General features: G+C 70.1%; 14 protein-coding genes. 8 read left to right on the forward strand and 6 right to left on the reverse strand.

Translation table 11 applies throughout. From position 1 onward, the window contains the following. The first annotated feature begins 309 nt into the window (after window positions 1–309). Entirely contained in the window at window positions 310–1317 is a 1008-nt protein-coding gene (locus CV755_RS02470; RefSeq protein ID WP_161968575.1) for a NucA/NucB deoxyribonuclease domain-containing protein, read from the forward strand. Between the two features lie 15 nt (window positions 1318–1332). After that, a complete protein-coding gene (locus tag CV755_RS02475) occupies window positions 1333–1947 on the forward strand; it encodes a DUF6924 domain-containing protein (RefSeq protein ID WP_109278442.1) in 615 nt (204 codons plus the stop codon). 110 nt (window positions 1948–2057) lie between these two features. Here the strand turns inward: CV755_RS02475 and CV755_RS02480 are convergent, their stop codons facing one another. After that, window positions 2058–3668: a hypothetical protein gene (locus CV755_RS02480; RefSeq protein WP_109278443.1), complete on the reverse strand. Its 1611-nt coding sequence runs from the start codon at window positions 3666–3668 to the stop codon at window positions 2058–2060. A gap of 126 nt (window positions 3669–3794) precedes the next feature. Here CV755_RS02480 and CV755_RS02485 point away from each other — a divergent pair, with 126 nt between their 5' ends. Continuing rightward, complete coding sequence (locus tag CV755_RS02485; RefSeq protein ID WP_153068562.1) at window positions 3795–4952, forward strand: hypothetical protein; 1158 nt, start codon at window positions 3795–3797, stop codon at window positions 4950–4952. A 189-nt stretch (window positions 4953–5141) separates the two neighbouring features. After that, window positions 5142–5834 carry a helix-turn-helix domain-containing protein gene (locus CV755_RS02490; protein WP_109278445.1) on the forward strand — a complete coding sequence of 231 codons (693 nt, stop codon included), beginning with the start codon at window positions 5142–5144 and terminating at the stop codon, window positions 5832–5834. 2 nt (window positions 5835–5836) lie between these two features. Here the strand turns inward: CV755_RS02490 and CV755_RS02495 are convergent, their stop codons facing one another. Beyond that, the gene (locus tag CV755_RS02495) at window positions 5837–6268 is read right to left on the reverse strand and encodes a DUF7144 family membrane protein (RefSeq protein ID WP_109278446.1); all 432 of its coding nucleotides are present in this window, start codon (window positions 6266–6268) and stop codon (window positions 5837–5839) included. 235 nt (window positions 6269–6503) lie between these two features. Between CV755_RS02495 and CV755_RS02500 the strand changes: the two genes are divergently transcribed. Then, the gene (locus CV755_RS02500; protein ID WP_109278447.1) at window positions 6504–6941 is read left to right on the forward strand and encodes a cyclic nucleotide-binding domain-containing protein; all 438 of its coding nucleotides are present in this window, start codon (window positions 6504–6506) and stop codon (window positions 6939–6941) included. A gap of 134 nt (window positions 6942–7075) precedes the next feature. Here the strand turns inward: CV755_RS02500 and CV755_RS34480 are convergent, their stop codons facing one another. Both CV755_RS34480 and CV755_RS02505 read right to left on the reverse strand, forming a co-directional pair. Next, on the reverse strand, window positions 7076–7309 hold the full coding sequence (locus tag CV755_RS34480; RefSeq protein ID WP_479681630.1) for a DUF7848 domain-containing protein: 234 nt from the start codon (window positions 7307–7309) through the stop codon (window positions 7076–7078). Further along, window positions 7306–7512 carry a hypothetical protein gene (locus CV755_RS02505; RefSeq protein ID WP_109278448.1) on the reverse strand — a complete coding sequence of 69 codons (207 nt, stop codon included), beginning with the start codon at window positions 7510–7512 and terminating at the stop codon, window positions 7306–7308. The genes CV755_RS34480 and CV755_RS02505 overlap by 4 nt, the downstream gene beginning before the upstream one ends. Before the next feature lie 396 nt (window positions 7513–7908). Here CV755_RS02505 and CV755_RS02510 point away from each other — a divergent pair, with 396 nt between their 5' ends. Beyond that, the gene (locus CV755_RS02510; RefSeq protein WP_153068563.1) at window positions 7909–9006 is read left to right on the forward strand and encodes a helix-turn-helix domain-containing protein; all 1098 of its coding nucleotides are present in this window, start codon (window positions 7909–7911) and stop codon (window positions 9004–9006) included. Window positions 9007–9107: 101 nt separating this feature from the next. Here the strand turns inward: CV755_RS02510 and CV755_RS02515 are convergent, their stop codons facing one another. Beyond that, window positions 9108–10208: an alpha/beta hydrolase family protein gene (locus CV755_RS02515; RefSeq protein WP_241560919.1), complete on the reverse strand. Its 1101-nt coding sequence runs from the start codon at window positions 10206–10208 to the stop codon at window positions 9108–9110. Between the two features lie 365 nt (window positions 10209–10573). On the opposite strand from CV755_RS02515, the gene CV755_RS02520 reads away from it, so the two are divergent. Beyond that, window positions 10574–10927, forward strand: coding sequence for a VOC family protein (locus tag CV755_RS02520; protein ID WP_206608381.1), 354 nt, complete (start codon window positions 10574–10576; stop codon window positions 10925–10927). A gap of 210 nt (window positions 10928–11137) precedes the next feature. After that, on the forward strand, window positions 11138–11650 hold the full coding sequence (locus tag CV755_RS02525; RefSeq protein WP_109278452.1) for a DUF1990 family protein: 513 nt from the start codon (window positions 11138–11140) through the stop codon (window positions 11648–11650). Window positions 11651–11662: 12 nt separating this feature from the next. Here CV755_RS02525 and CV755_RS02530 read toward each other — a convergent pair whose 3' ends face one another. Next, window positions 11663–13399 (reverse strand): hydroxysqualene dehydroxylase, encoded by a 1737-nt coding sequence (locus CV755_RS02530; protein ID WP_109278453.1) that lies wholly within the window; start codon window positions 13397–13399, stop codon window positions 11663–11665. Window positions 13400–13519: the final 120 nt, after the last annotated feature.

Genomic DNA, 13519 nt, shown 5'->3' on the forward strand with positions numbered 1-13519 from the left:
GGCCGGTCGCGGCAACGCGGCAGAGCCGCGCGGTGCAGTATCGCCTTCGCGGCAGTGGAAGTTGGCCGAACCGGCCCCGCCGACAGGTGGCAACGCCCTTGCGGGCCTTGACTTCCTCCCCCGCCGCGCCCTGAAGCGATCCGCCGCACGTCGGCCGGCGGAAGCGCGAAAGCGCTGTTCGTGACCACAGCACGAAGACGACCAACAGGCAGTAGATAAGCGGCAGTTGCGCCGGTACCTTCTATGTCGCCCGGCGCCGCACTCCCTCAACCGGTGGGACCCGGCGCCAGGCGAAGGGGGAAAAGCCACGTGAACGCCAAGCTCAGACGCGTACTCGCCGCAGGAGCGGCAACGCTCGGACTGCTCGCCGGCAGTGTGGCCGGAGCCCAAGCGGCCCCGGCCACACGAACCATCAGCGTCCACCCCTCCGGTGTACGGACCGTGGAACGTCCCCAGGCCACCAGCCAGGCGGACTGCACCGTGGGCAATCTCGTCGTGACCCGCTATGCCTCCTGCGAGGGGCGCTCCGTCACCATCGTGCTCCTCTCCAACGGCCGCAAGGTCGGCGGAGGAACGTTCAACCTCTGGATCATCCAAAGATTTGACCGCAAATCACTGCACTGGACGGAGCAAGTCTCGATCACCGATCCGGTCCTCACCCCCAACGCCCGGGATCTGGCCGTGTCCGTGTCCGCCTCCTCGCCTGGGAACCAGGTCAAGATCATCTATCCGCAAGGTCACGTACTCGGAACACCCTCACAGGGACAGCTGGTCGGCACCTTCGACCTGTTCAGGCAGGCCGTTCGCGCGGAGGACACCACCTATACCTTCACCGTCAGCAAGCCCGGCGTCATACCCTTCTCCTTCAGCGCCACCACCGTCCGCTACCGGTGCGACAACACCTTCAAGGGCATGCGGGCCGGATGCGTTGTCCCCAGTGTGACCACCCAAGTCAGCATGACGAGCTTCAGATACATATCGGCGGGCATCCGTGCCCTGCGCCAAAGGGGCGGCTACTGGGGCGACCCGAGCAGGGGCGTTCCGCTGACCTGGCTGGGAGCCTGGATACGGCAGCGGCACTGGGACGAGGTCTGCAAGGGCAGGACCCCCACCGCCGCTGAGCGCCGTGCCGGACGCACATCCTGCGACGAGTACCCCTTCGCCTCCACCGCCCAAGGCGGCACCACACTGCCCGCCGGCCAGCGGGAGATCACCTTCGTCCCACCCCGCGAGAACAACCAGCAGGGCGGCGAGATCCAACGGTGGCTGAAAGCCTGGCGCATCCTGTCCGGCGACCGGTTCTACGTGGTCGCCTGAACGAGAAGGAAACCGGTGTACGACGACATCTCCGAGGAAGACGACCTGTTCGAGCGGGTGACCAGCATCATGGCCGCCGACCAGAACTGTATGCCGCTGGTACGGACGTTTATTGCCGACGACGCGGCCTTTGCGGCGCTCCTGGACGAGCTGAGGATCCCGGACGAGTACGGCAACACTGCTGCGGTCTCACTGGTGGAGAACCCCCGGTATGTGGCGGCGACCGTGGAGAGCCTTACGGCAGAGGTCATACGGGACCACGAGGGGCGGCCATTGTTCAGTGAAGTCCTCGTAGCCGACGAGCGCTGTCTGAGCGACCCGTCGTTCCCGCTGCTGGCCCTCAACCTCCTCCAGGACGCCGAACATCAGCAGTTCCGAATCGCCGCTTCCGAGCTTTCCGCCTTCTACGCGAACATGTCCATCGGCAACATGGACTTCGACGAGTGGGCGCGGGAGGCCGGGGACGACGGGGTCTTCCGGGGATTCCGGGGAGACGATGGAGTGCCTGTCGGCCGAGACCGGCGCGCCGCCCCGCCGGCCTGCCCCGATGCCGGCTGCTCTGCGCCGTTCGTTTCGACTCCCCTTGAACCGTTGAGGGTGGCTGTGGAATGGACGGGCGAGCAGGACTGAGGCCCCCGGCATGATGGTGGCCCGGCACCCCAGGGTGCCGGGCCACTTCTATGGAAGCCGACTTCACCACCGGGCGGCGGGTGTTCGCCGCCCCGAGCGGGCCGCGAGGTCTACAAGCGGCGCATCGCTCCCGATGGGGGCGTGACATTCGACGACAACTCCTGGCGCAGTTGGCCATAGACATGCAGCGCCTTGTCGAAGGTGGGCAGATAGACCTTGCCGCCGGAGACCGTCGGCGGGGCGAACTTGGCGTAGGAGCCGACCCGGTCGCGGTCCGGGTGCTGTTCGCTGTTCCAGAGCTCGCGGCGCAGGTCGTTGGCCGCGTAGGCACGCAACACCCCGTCCACCACCGCCTGGTTGGCGTCCGCCCGGTAGGGGTGGGAGGCCCACAGCACACCGCTGGCCGGGTCCGCGCCATGGGCGGAGAGGGACAGCGCGCCGCCCGGCATGCCGGGTGAACCTCCGGGTACCCCGGCGGGATCGGTGGTGGTGCTGGTGGACACCGGAGTGGGGTCGAAGCGCCCGCCGGTGAAGCGGTAGGCGCGGGCGAAGGCGTTCTCCGGCCAGAGGTAGATCCAGGGGCCGCCGGGGAAGTCCCAGTACACCGGCCCGCCATGGATGTGGTGGCTCTGCCCGTCGGGCCGGCAGACCAGGAAGCTCTGCGGGATCTGGCTGTCGGAGCCGGGGTGGAAGTGGCCCAGGCGGCCGGTGTCCAGCAGATAGAGCCTGCTCTCCTTGCCGCCGCCCACCAGCCGGGGGACACCCGGCAGCAGCAGTGGCCCGGCCGATCCCAAGTCGGCGTCTGTGGCGTCCAGTCGGGCGTTGTTGAACGGGGCGAACCAGTCGGCCGGAGTGAGGCCGGGCCGGAGCTTGACCACACAGTCGCCCAGCTCGGATCCGTCCGGGCGGAAGCCGCCGTTGCCGGTGACGCAGTACAGCGCGCCCGCCTCGTCCACCGCCAGTCCCTGGCCCGCCTGCCAGATGCCGCCCTGGCCGGTGCCGGGGGTGGTGACAAACACCCCGGCCGGGGCGAGGGTGGCGGCGTCATGGGCCAGCACCCAGCCGTGGTAGGGCCGCCGGTCGCCATAGGAGGCGAAGGCCGTGTACACCCGGCCGTTGGCCAGGGTCAGCGCCGCCCGCTGGAGCTGGCGCCTGCTGTCGAAGGTGATCCGGCCGCCGGTGGAGCCCTCTCCGGTGCCGGGGGCCTCGGCGGTCAGGCGCACCGGGCCGCCCGGCGCCTGGCGTCCGTCGGCCAGGCCCAGGGCGTGCAGGGTGTGCTGGTAGCCGGTGCGGTCCCTGGTGAAGGCCACCGCATAGAGCACCTTGCGCACCGGGTCGATGACGGGTGTGCCGACGATGCCCACCTCGATGCTGATGTCCCGGTATCCGGACGGGCCGATCTCGGGATCCGGAAGCGGGACGGAGGGGCCCAGCACCGTGTGCCACAAGGGGTCGGCGGCCTCGGGCCGGTGGGCGTCAAAGGCGTAGACGCTGTTGTGCATGGTGGCCACATAGACGATGTCGCGCCTTGCCCCGCCCGGGAGTTGGACGGCTGGGACCACCAGCGGCTGGGCGTAGATCTGCCCGTCCACGCGACGGCTGAAGAGCTTGCCGAAGGAGGCGGGGCCCACGGTGGCCGGGGAGAGCGCCGTCTCCCTCAGGTTGGCGCCGGTGCGGCGGTTGTCATTGTGCTGAGTGGTCACCGGCACAATGCCGTTCATGGCCGTCTCCCCCGAATTCCCCCGTGCCATGGCGCCCGGCTTCCAGGGTCCGTGCCGTGCCGCCGCCCCCGCAATCACCGACACGAGTGACAACCGCCCGCGTTCGTCGGCCAGTTGGGCGGCGTCATGAGGATCCCCCGGCCGTCCCGGTGGGCGGTCCTGGCCGCCCTGGTGGCGGCGTGTGCGGCGGCCCCGTCCGCCGCGACCGCCCCCGGCGCCCCGCCACGGGTCGCCTCGGTGCGTGCGCTGACCGCGCTGGACCGGGCCTTCGGCGACTATGCCGACCACAATCCCTCGCCGCGCCACTGGACCGGCGGCGACAGTACCTATTCGGTGCGGACGGCGGCCGGGGAGCTCTGGGTGTTCTCCGACACCTTCCTCGGCAGGGTGCGCCCCGACGGCTCCCGTCCGCCGGTCACCGCCGACGGCGGTCCAACACCCTTTGTTCACAATAGTTTTGTGCTGGTCAATGGCTCGGGTGTGCACACCGTCACCGGGCGGGACGCCGCCGGCCGTCCGGCCTCCCTGATCGCGGGGAGGGGCCGGGAGTGGTACTGGGCGCGGGCCGGGCTGCCCGCCGGGCGGGGCGCCGAGATCGTCTACGCCCGTTATGCGCGGACCGGCGGCGGTCCGCTGGATGTCGCCTGGCGCGGGAACGTTCTGGCCTCCTTCCGCTCCGGCCGTCTGGACCGGCCGGACTCGCTCACCGCGCTGCCGTCCACCGCGCGGATCGCCTGGGGCGCCTGGGTGGCGCCGCATGGGCGCGGGGCGTATGTCTACGGGACCCGGGCCGCGCCCGGCGGCGGCTCATCGCTGTATCTGGCCCGCACCTCCGGGCCGGGGCTGCGCGGCGCCTGGAGCTACCGGACCGGCCGGGGCACCTGGTCCCGGCGTGAGGCGGACGCGGCCCGGCTGACGGGGCCGGGCGGCCGGGCGCTGCGTACCTCGGAGGAAATCAGCGTGGTGCGGCACGGCCGCTGGTATGCGCTGCTCACCCAGCGGGTGGACCAACTCTTCAGCTCCGAACTGGAGTTGGCCTGGTCCCGGTCCCCCGATGGCCCCTTCGGTCGGCCCGGGACGGTGTTCCGGGCACCGGAGGCCGGGCCGTACGGCTCGTACCACAACGCCCGGGTGATCGCCTACAACCCGCATGAGCACCCGGAGTTGGAGCACGGTGCCGAGTTGGTGGTCTCCTACAACGTCAACAGTCTGGATCCGGCGGACGTCCTGCGCCGCGCGGATCTCTACCGGCCGCGTTTTCTGCGTCTCGGGCTGACCCGGTAGCCGGGGCGTCTCACGCCGGCCCCGTAGCCGGGGCGTCTCGGGCCGGCCCGGTGCCGGGGCGCCTCACGCCGGCCCGGTGGCCGGGGCGGCGGTGCGCGGCAGCCCGCGTACGGTGGCCGAGGCCAGCGGGAGCAGAGCCGCCAGGGCGGACAGCGTCCCGGCGACGGCGGCCTACCCGGAAGCCGCCAGGTGCGGGCCGGGCTGGAGAAGGCCCTGGCGCACAGCCGGCTGCGGCAGGACCTGGCCTGGCTGTCCGGGCGCGACTGGGCGCCCCGCACCGCCGCCCTGCTGGCCCGCCTCTGGCAGGAGCGGGTACGGCCGGACTGGCCGCGCCGCCGGGCCCTGCTGGAGCGCGACATCACCTACCGGGCGGGCCTGCTGGCCGTCCATGGCCGGCCACAGGCGCTGCACCGGATGAGCCGCCACAGCGCCTGGGTGGACCCCGACGCCATCCGCTTCGGCATCCGGCCGGGGCCGGACCGGGTGGTGGGCGAGCAGGGCCTGCTCCTCGTCCCGGTGACCGGCGACCACGGCACCTGGCTGTGTTCGGCGCCCGGCGGACGGTACGCCCAGGTCTACCCGGCTCGGGGCCGCTGGGCCCCGGACCGGCCGCCCGAGCGGCCCGGCCGCGCCCTGGAACGGCTGGTGGGCACCGGCCGGGCGGCCGTCCTCCATGAGCTCCGCCACCCGGCGACCAGCAGTGAACCGGCGGTACTGCTCGGCTGGTCACTGGGCACCGTGGGCGGCCACCTGGCCGTACTGCGCCAGGCCGGTCTGATCACCGGTACCCGGGTCGGGCGGCGGGTGGTCTACCGGCGCACCGAGAGCGGTGACGCCCTGGCCGCCATCGGGCTCGACCGGCCCGGTTCAGCTCACCGTTGATCTCACCACTGACCGCCCTGGCCGGACGGCGTCTCCTCTCTGCGCACCACGCACAGGCCCCAGATGACAAAGGAACACAGGGCCATCAGCACGATCGACCACAACGGAAAGTAGGGAACCGAAAGGAAGTTGGCGATCAGCAGCAGTGACGCGATGACAACTCCCAGGATTCTCGCCCACAGCGAGACCCGGAACAAGCCGACGCCCACCATGATCGCCGCGATGCCGAGGAAGAGGTGCACCCAACCCCAGCCCGCCAGGCTGAACTTGAATACATAGTCGGGTGTTTTCAGATACACCGCGTTGCGGAGTATGGCCGAGATCCCGCGGAGGAGATTGAGAAATCCCGTGATCAGCATCATCACTGCCGCGAACATCGTCAGGCCGGTGGCGGCCTGGGCCTTTCCGGTGTGTGTTTCGGGAGCGGAAACCATGCTCGTCCTCCTTTGCCTGCGTACCCGAGGCGCGGGGAGTGCCCCCGCCGCTCGGGGGCCGGACCGCTCACCTTCCATCGTCACCACCGTCTACCGGTGATCGCACACCGGCGGCCGGAGTGCCCCTCCGGGTGGCCTTGGCGCCATGTGGCGCACTCCCGGGCCGCCCGGGGTGCGGGCGGGCGTCGGGTGTGATCAGGCTGGGAGGGCACGCACGAGCCGATGGGAGAAGGCCATGGCTGCGGCCAGGACGGGACTTTTCGCCTCGCTTCCCGAGGGCGGCCGGGAGGCTCTGCTGGGCGTCGCCCGCGAGGTGTCCTTCCCGCCGGGCGCCCGGATCTTCGAGGAGGGCGGCCGGGCCGACCGCTTCTGGGTGCTACGCACCGGCTCCGTCACCCTGGACCTCCACCTCCCCGGCCACCGCGCCGCCGCCACCGAGCGGGTCGGCGCGGGGGAACTACTGGGCTGGTCCTGGCTGTTCCTGCCCCGGCGCTGGCGCCTGACCGCGGAGGCGGACAGCAGGGTCCGGGCCTGGGAGTTCGACGCGGACAGGGTCCGCGAACTGTGCGCGGGGAATCCGGCGCTGGACCACGCGCTGCTCCTGTACGTGGCCAGGGTCACCGGGGCACGCCTGCGCACCGCCCGCACCCGCCTGCTCACCGGCGCCCGGTAAGGGGCGCCTCACGACGCCGGGTGCGCCCCTCAGGGCGCGGGGGATCTCTGTAACCTCTTGCCCTGTTGCCTGTCAATTGACGGGGCAACAGCAAGGGGCCCGGCGCATGGCGGGCCCCTTGGTGGTGCTGCCGCTCAGTCCACCATGGCGGTCTGCCAGTACCGATGGATGGTTTCGCGGTAGGTGGTGTGGGAGGGGTTGCGGCCGGAGTGCCCGAGTGCCCAGTGCTGGGCCGTCTCGAACTCCCGGCAGGGGCCTGAGCGATCGGCGCAGCCTACGCACACGAACTCATGGCTGATGTCAGGCATTCCGGGAACCTGGTATCGGCTGATCTTCCATCGTGCGTACCGGATCACGGAGCGAGTCACTTCCCACCCCCGCTACAGCGCTTGGCGGCCCGCACTTCCGCGGCGGTCGCCGGCCGTAGTTCGGAGCTGCTCGCATCCCACTCCAAGCCGCCGTTCAGCGGCCGGAGTTGGATGTGTCCGTCGATGTGGTCCATGACTTCTCCGAGCGTGTCCCGGGTGGTGTCGATGACATAGGCGCCCCTTCGGGGCTTCTGCGCGCTCATCGTCCGTCCTCCGTCCACATGTTGATCCCGTGGGCGGTGATCACCACGCGGACGCCGTTGCGGGGCGGGAGGGGCGGTTGGGCGCACCCGCAGCGCATCGGTGTGGGCCGCTGGGGTGTTGAGGCGGTGGGGACGGTGTGGGGCGTCGGGGTGGGGGTGCTGGGGGTCCGGTGGACCTGCCTGGCCTGTCGGAGCCATTGGCGGATACGGTTGACCATTGTCGACGCTCCTTGTCAGCGTTGGCCATGCCCCGGGGCCGTCCCATCGGTCGCCGGGGTCTGAGCTGTCAGGTGTAGTGGATCCCCGAAGTCCAGCGGGAGTTGACCAGCGTTGACTAATCTGGAGGGGCCGCAGTCAACACCCCCTGGAGGTGTAGTGAGCGACTTCGCTTCTCGCATGAGGGACGCCCTGGATGCCAAGGGGATGTCCATGCGCGAGGCCGCCCGGGCAACCAACTACGACCCCGCCTACCTGTCCCGGGTACTGAATGGGAGGCAGCAGCCATCCAAGGCATTGGCCGCGGCTCTTGATCGCGTACTTGGCATGGAAGGCGAGCTCGCTGACCTGGTGGTCCCGAGTAACGCCCCTCGTCAGGTCAGTGCGAACGCTGACATTCAGCATATGCGGGCCACGGTTGACCATTTTCTGGATCACGACAACCGCTATGGCGGTGATGCGGTGGCATCGGCTGCTGTTCAGGTCTGGAAATGCGGTCAAAGGAAGCTGGACAGTGGTGCCGTCGCCAGCCGAGTGCAGAATGAATACCTGGGGACATTGGCCGAGTTGGCACAGATTTCGGGATGGCTACTGTTTGACTCCGGTAGAGTCAACGAGTCACGCTCGGCCTTTCTGGAATCTCATATGCTTGCTCTTCAGGCAGGAGACAAGCCCATCAAGTGGTTTGCCCTCGACATGCTGGCCATGCACGGAATAGAGCACCGACGCCCGAATGAAACGCTGCGTATCGCGGATCAGCTTCTCGATGAATCTCGAATCCCGCCACGCGTTGCTTTGCTTGCACACATCCGAAAGGCTCGCTCACTTGCTATTGCAGGATCGCGGCAAGAGGCCATGAAGGAGTTCTCGGTAGCGAGAGCGTCCCTCCAGGATTCCATCACCCGTCGCGATCCCTCGTGGACATGGTGGGTGGATGAACGAGAACTTACCGGGCACGAAGGTGAAGCCCTGTTGGTGCTCGAAGATTCAAACGCTGCGGTGCCGAAAATGAGGCAAGCACTAGAGCTCAGTATCAACACCGACGCCAGTCGACGGGGGAGGCTGTATTACAGCGTAGCCTTGCTCGCGGCATGCGCTTCTTCCAGGGCTTGGCGTGATTGCGAATCCACGCTCATCGATATCATCCCGATGCTGGAAGTCGTCGCCTCAGGGAGGTCACGTCGTAGGCTGCGAGGTGTTCTCGCGGGAATCACCCATAGTCCCGGGGTACCCGTTTGGCTTTCAAATATTGCTCAGGAGGTTTCAGCCATGCTGTGACATCGCTACCCTCCGGCCGGGGGCTTCTGCGATGACGGATCAATGCGGCAATTGATATCTGGCACATGGTGGAGCTGGTACCACATCCCAAGCAGATGCTCCTACCCGCGCCCCCGCAAAAAGCGGTCGAAGAACGCGGCAACCTGGTTGCGCATAAACGCAAGCGCCGTCTGCCCGCCCCGCACGGAACCCACGTCCTTGCGTACCGTCCCCCAGTCCACGGCCCCCCGCGCGGCCGCCTGTGGCAGCAAGGAGGCGGCGTCGGTGTACGCCCCATGCCGGGACCCGGCGAGGGTGACATCGCCGCGCCAGCCACGCGAGTGGTCCCAGAGCGACTTCCAGTCCGGCTGCCGCTGGTACGGGCCGGAGTCGGCCGACTCGGTACCCATCAGGAGGAACGGCCGGTCAACCCCCTCCCTGGCCACCTCGCTCAGCTCAACACCCTTGCCGTCCGGCCGGGGAAAGGCCAGCGTCCCGTCCATATTGACCGCGGCCTTGATCCGGCGGTCGTCGTGCATGGTCTGCAGCGCGGTGAAGCCGCCCGCCGACTGCCCCACCATGCCGATGTGCCGCAGATCCAGCGCCGCGCCCAGCCCCGGCGGCAACTGCCGCCGCACCGCACGGTCATCGAGCCGGTCCAGGACGAAACACGTGTCATCCACCCGCGCCTTGACCGTCTTGCGCAGCAGCGCCCCCACATCCGTCCCGGGCTTTCCGGCGTAGCCGGGCAGCACCGAGGCCGCCAACTTCCCGTCCGCGAGGGCGACTTCGGAGGAGTCATAGGTGTGGTCGATGGTGACCACCACATAGCCGCGCGAGGCCAGCTCCTCCACCAGGGTGGTGTTCCAGGTGCGCGGGTCGCCCAGCCCCGCGGAGTAGAGCACCACCGGACGCGGCCCGGTGCCCTTCGCCGGGGGCGCGTCCCGGTGGGCGTGGGTGCGGGTGGCTGTCCAGTCCACGGCCCCGGCCGGCACCTCATAGTTGAAGTGGGCGGCGCCGTCCTTGGAGCCGAAGTGCACCGCCGCGTCCCGCCGCATCTGCGGTACCGCGGGCCCGTTCGCCGCTCCCCGCACGGCCGGGTACCAGAAGCTCACCGCCACCTGGCGGTGGCCGAGCTCGGGGTGCCAGGGGTCCTTACGGGCCAGGTCGGTGAACTGGCGGGTGGTGGTGCCCACCGCGTACGGGCCGGTCGGCTCCGGCAACCGCAGCCGCACTCCCGTTCCCGCTCCCGCGGAACCCTGTACCGCCGCTCCCGCCACGGGTGCGAAGACCTGCAACGCGCCCGAAATCGCCAGAGTGCAAGCCGCCAACACCGCCCTGCGCCTCAACTGATCGCCCTTTCCCCGCATTTTTCGTTCCTCCCGCGCGTGGACCGACACCGGGACTCTAGGGAGCGGGTGGCACCGGCCGCGCCCTACTCAGGGGCGAGATCCGGGGTGATACCGGGGTATGAGACCGGCCGGGAAGGTGCCCCCGGTCCGGGGGACACGATCCGCACGCCGGACCGGCGGTCGATGGCAGTCACCCCGGCCCTGGCAGCCGGCCGGCCCAGTTTATGCTCACGCCCATGGCACTGGAATGGGAACAGATCATCGTCGACTCCTCCGACCCCATCGCCCTCGGGCGCTGGTGGGCCGAGGCTCTCGGCTGGGTAGTGGTCGATGAATCCGAGGAGATCATCGAGATCCGGCCTGAGCCGGACCGGATGCCGGGGCTGCTCTTCGTGCCTGTCCCCGAGGGCAAGACGTCGAAGAACCGGCTCCACCCCGACTTCCGGCCCGACGACCAGGAGGCCGAGGTCGCCCGGCTGCTCTCCCTCGGTGCCCGGCGCGCCGATACCGTGCAGAACGAGCAGCACTGGGTGACCCTTCTCGACCCGGAGGGCAACGAATTCTGTGTCCTGGGCGAGCGCAAGAGCTGAGCGGGACTGGGCAGCCGACCCGGCCGGCCGGGTGCTCCGACCGTGGTCCGTGCACGGCTCCGGCCGGCGCAAGCGCCGCACCGGCATCGTCCGGAGATTCCCCAGCGCCGACGCACCCCAACTCGCCCCGGCTGCACCACTACACGGGACATGACCCCCGCCGGACGCCCGGCGCGCGGACGGGACGGCCGGTGCCGCATACTGCGACCGATGACTGCTTTCAGCTACCCCGAGGTCGGCGCCACCCGGCGGGACAAGCTGCCGCCCGGCTACCACCAGCTGCGGCACAGCGGCTATCTGGGCCGTGGCCGGGCGGTGTTCGAGGCGGCGGCACAGGCCGTGCTCGGCTGGCGGATGCACCGCGCCGCCGGAGTAGGGATCGCCGAGGGCACCCCGCCCGCCGCGCCCGGGGTCCGGGTCACCCCGACCCTGGTGTGCGGACCGCTGCGGATCACCGCCCCCTGCGAGGTGGTGTGGGCCGAGCACGGCCCACGGCGTGCCGGGTTCGCCTATGGCACCCTGGCGGGCCATCCGGAGTGCGGTGAGGAGTCCTTTGTGGTGACCATGGACGCCGCGGAGGATGTGCGCCTGACGGTGACCGCCTTCAGCCGGCCGGCCCGCTGGTACACCCGGGCGGCCGGCCCGCTGGGGCCGCTGTTCCAGCGGGCCTATGCCCGTAACTGCGTCCGCGTGCTGCGCCGTTGCCTGGACAGCGCGAACTGACCCGCGGGCCGGTCAGCGCCGTTCGGTGTCCAGAATGTGCGGCAGGCCCCGCCGCCAGCGCTCCCGGTCCTGGTCCTTGGCGGGCGCCAGCTCCGGTGGCTCATAGCCCTGAAAGGTGCGTACCGCCCCGCCCCGCGCCGCTCCCGCGGCCGCCAGCACGGCGGCGGCCGCCCGGCGTCCCGCCTCGTTGGCGGTCTCCATCGAGGCGAAGTCCACATTGCTGTGGGTGCGGACATAGTCCGCGGCCAGGAAGAGGTTGCCGACCGCCGTGGCGGCCTCCGGCCGCAGGTCCCAGGATCCGGTGGTGTTCATCAAGAAGGTGTCGTCATTGCGGAGTTGACCGCCCTGCTCGGTGATCGCCTCATCCAGATACCAGCGGTCCGGCGGTGCCTTGTCCAGCTCCTTCAGATCCGCTTTCAGCTGCGCCCACACCTCCTGGGCCACCTCCGCCCGGGTGCAGTTCCTGGCGGGTTTGCCGTGCAGCGGGCCCGGGGTCTCCCAGTCCGAGATCACCACCGACAGCGACTCCTGCTCGGTGCCGTCACCCCAGGTACGGGCGAAGGGGGCGCGCCAGAAGGCGGACTGCGGGACGGAGACCAGCTTCCAGGGCGAGTCCACATGCTCGATATGGCCCCGGACGACGCCGGAGGGGCGGGGCAGGAAGAACTGGATGCCATTGCACCAGGTCTGCTGGAGCCCGTCCATGGCGCCCAGCCGGGGGTCGGCGGCGCGCAGCGCGGAGTCCCACAGCCGCGACGCGCGGTCGGCCGGCACCGCGGCGATGAACCAGTCGGCGTCGATCCTGGCCGGCCTGCCGTCCGGGCCGCGGGCGGCGGCCGCCTCGACGCGGCCCTGGTGCAGCCGGAGTTTCTCCACCGAGCAGCCGAAGGCGAACCGCACTCCCAGCGAGCGCAGATGGGCGGCCCAGGGCTCGATCCAGGCTTCGCTGGTGGGGCCGTTGAAAATCCGGTCCACGGGGCCGTCGCTGCCGCGCCCGGCCAGGTCGCAGAAGATGGCCTCAAAGCCCTGGCCGCAGGTGCGGGTGCTGGCGGTGCGTGGCTTGAGCGCCTGGAGGATCTGCACTCCGCCGCCCCAGAGCCGCTGGTAGTCCTGGGACATCCGGTCCGCCTGGATATAGCGCCACCAGTCCACATACTCCCACTGCCCGAAGCGGCGCTCGGTACAGCTGGTGAACTGCATGGCGAACTGCTTGGCCAGGAAGGCCGATTCCCAGGGCGGCAGCCGGAGGTTCTCGCCGATCAGTCCGGTGAGCGAGGTGACCAGCGATCCGGCATCGCCCGGTGCGGGTTTCCAGTCCCGGAGGGGAATGGGGGTGGTCAACCTGCCGCCATTGCGGGCCAGTTCGATCCACTCCACGGTGGCGAGGTTGTCATGGACGGTGCCGCCGCCGGGGAGCGGAATGCGCCGGAGGGTGTCGGGGAGGTTGTGGTAGAAGCCGAACACCGCACGGTGGCCGTGCTCCCCGGGCAGGTCCCGGCGGCCCCCGGTGCCGGTGCGCGGGGCGTAGAGGGTACGGGCCTTGCCGCCGGGGACGAGGCGGCGCTCGTAGACGGTCACCTCGAAGCCGCGCTCGGCGAGTTCATGGGCGGCGGTCAGCCCGCCGACCCCCGCTCCCAGCACGGCCACCCGCCGCTGGTCACGGGCCGCCGCGGGTCTGATGGCGGGCAGTCCGACGCCCACCGCCCCGGCCGCCACCGCCCCATACCGCAGTACGTCCCTGCGCCGCATACACCCTCCGCCTGAGCTGTACGAATGCGAGCTGTACGAATGCGAGCTGTATCAATCCGAGTTGTACGGAATCCGAGCCGTACGGAACCCGAGCTGTATGGAATCCCGGACTCCGGAGGG

Origin of the sequence: Streptomyces orinoci (genome assembly GCF_003121295.1) — a bacterium.
Lineage (GTDB): Bacteria > Actinomycetota > Actinomycetes > Streptomycetales > Streptomycetaceae > Streptomyces > Streptomyces orinoci.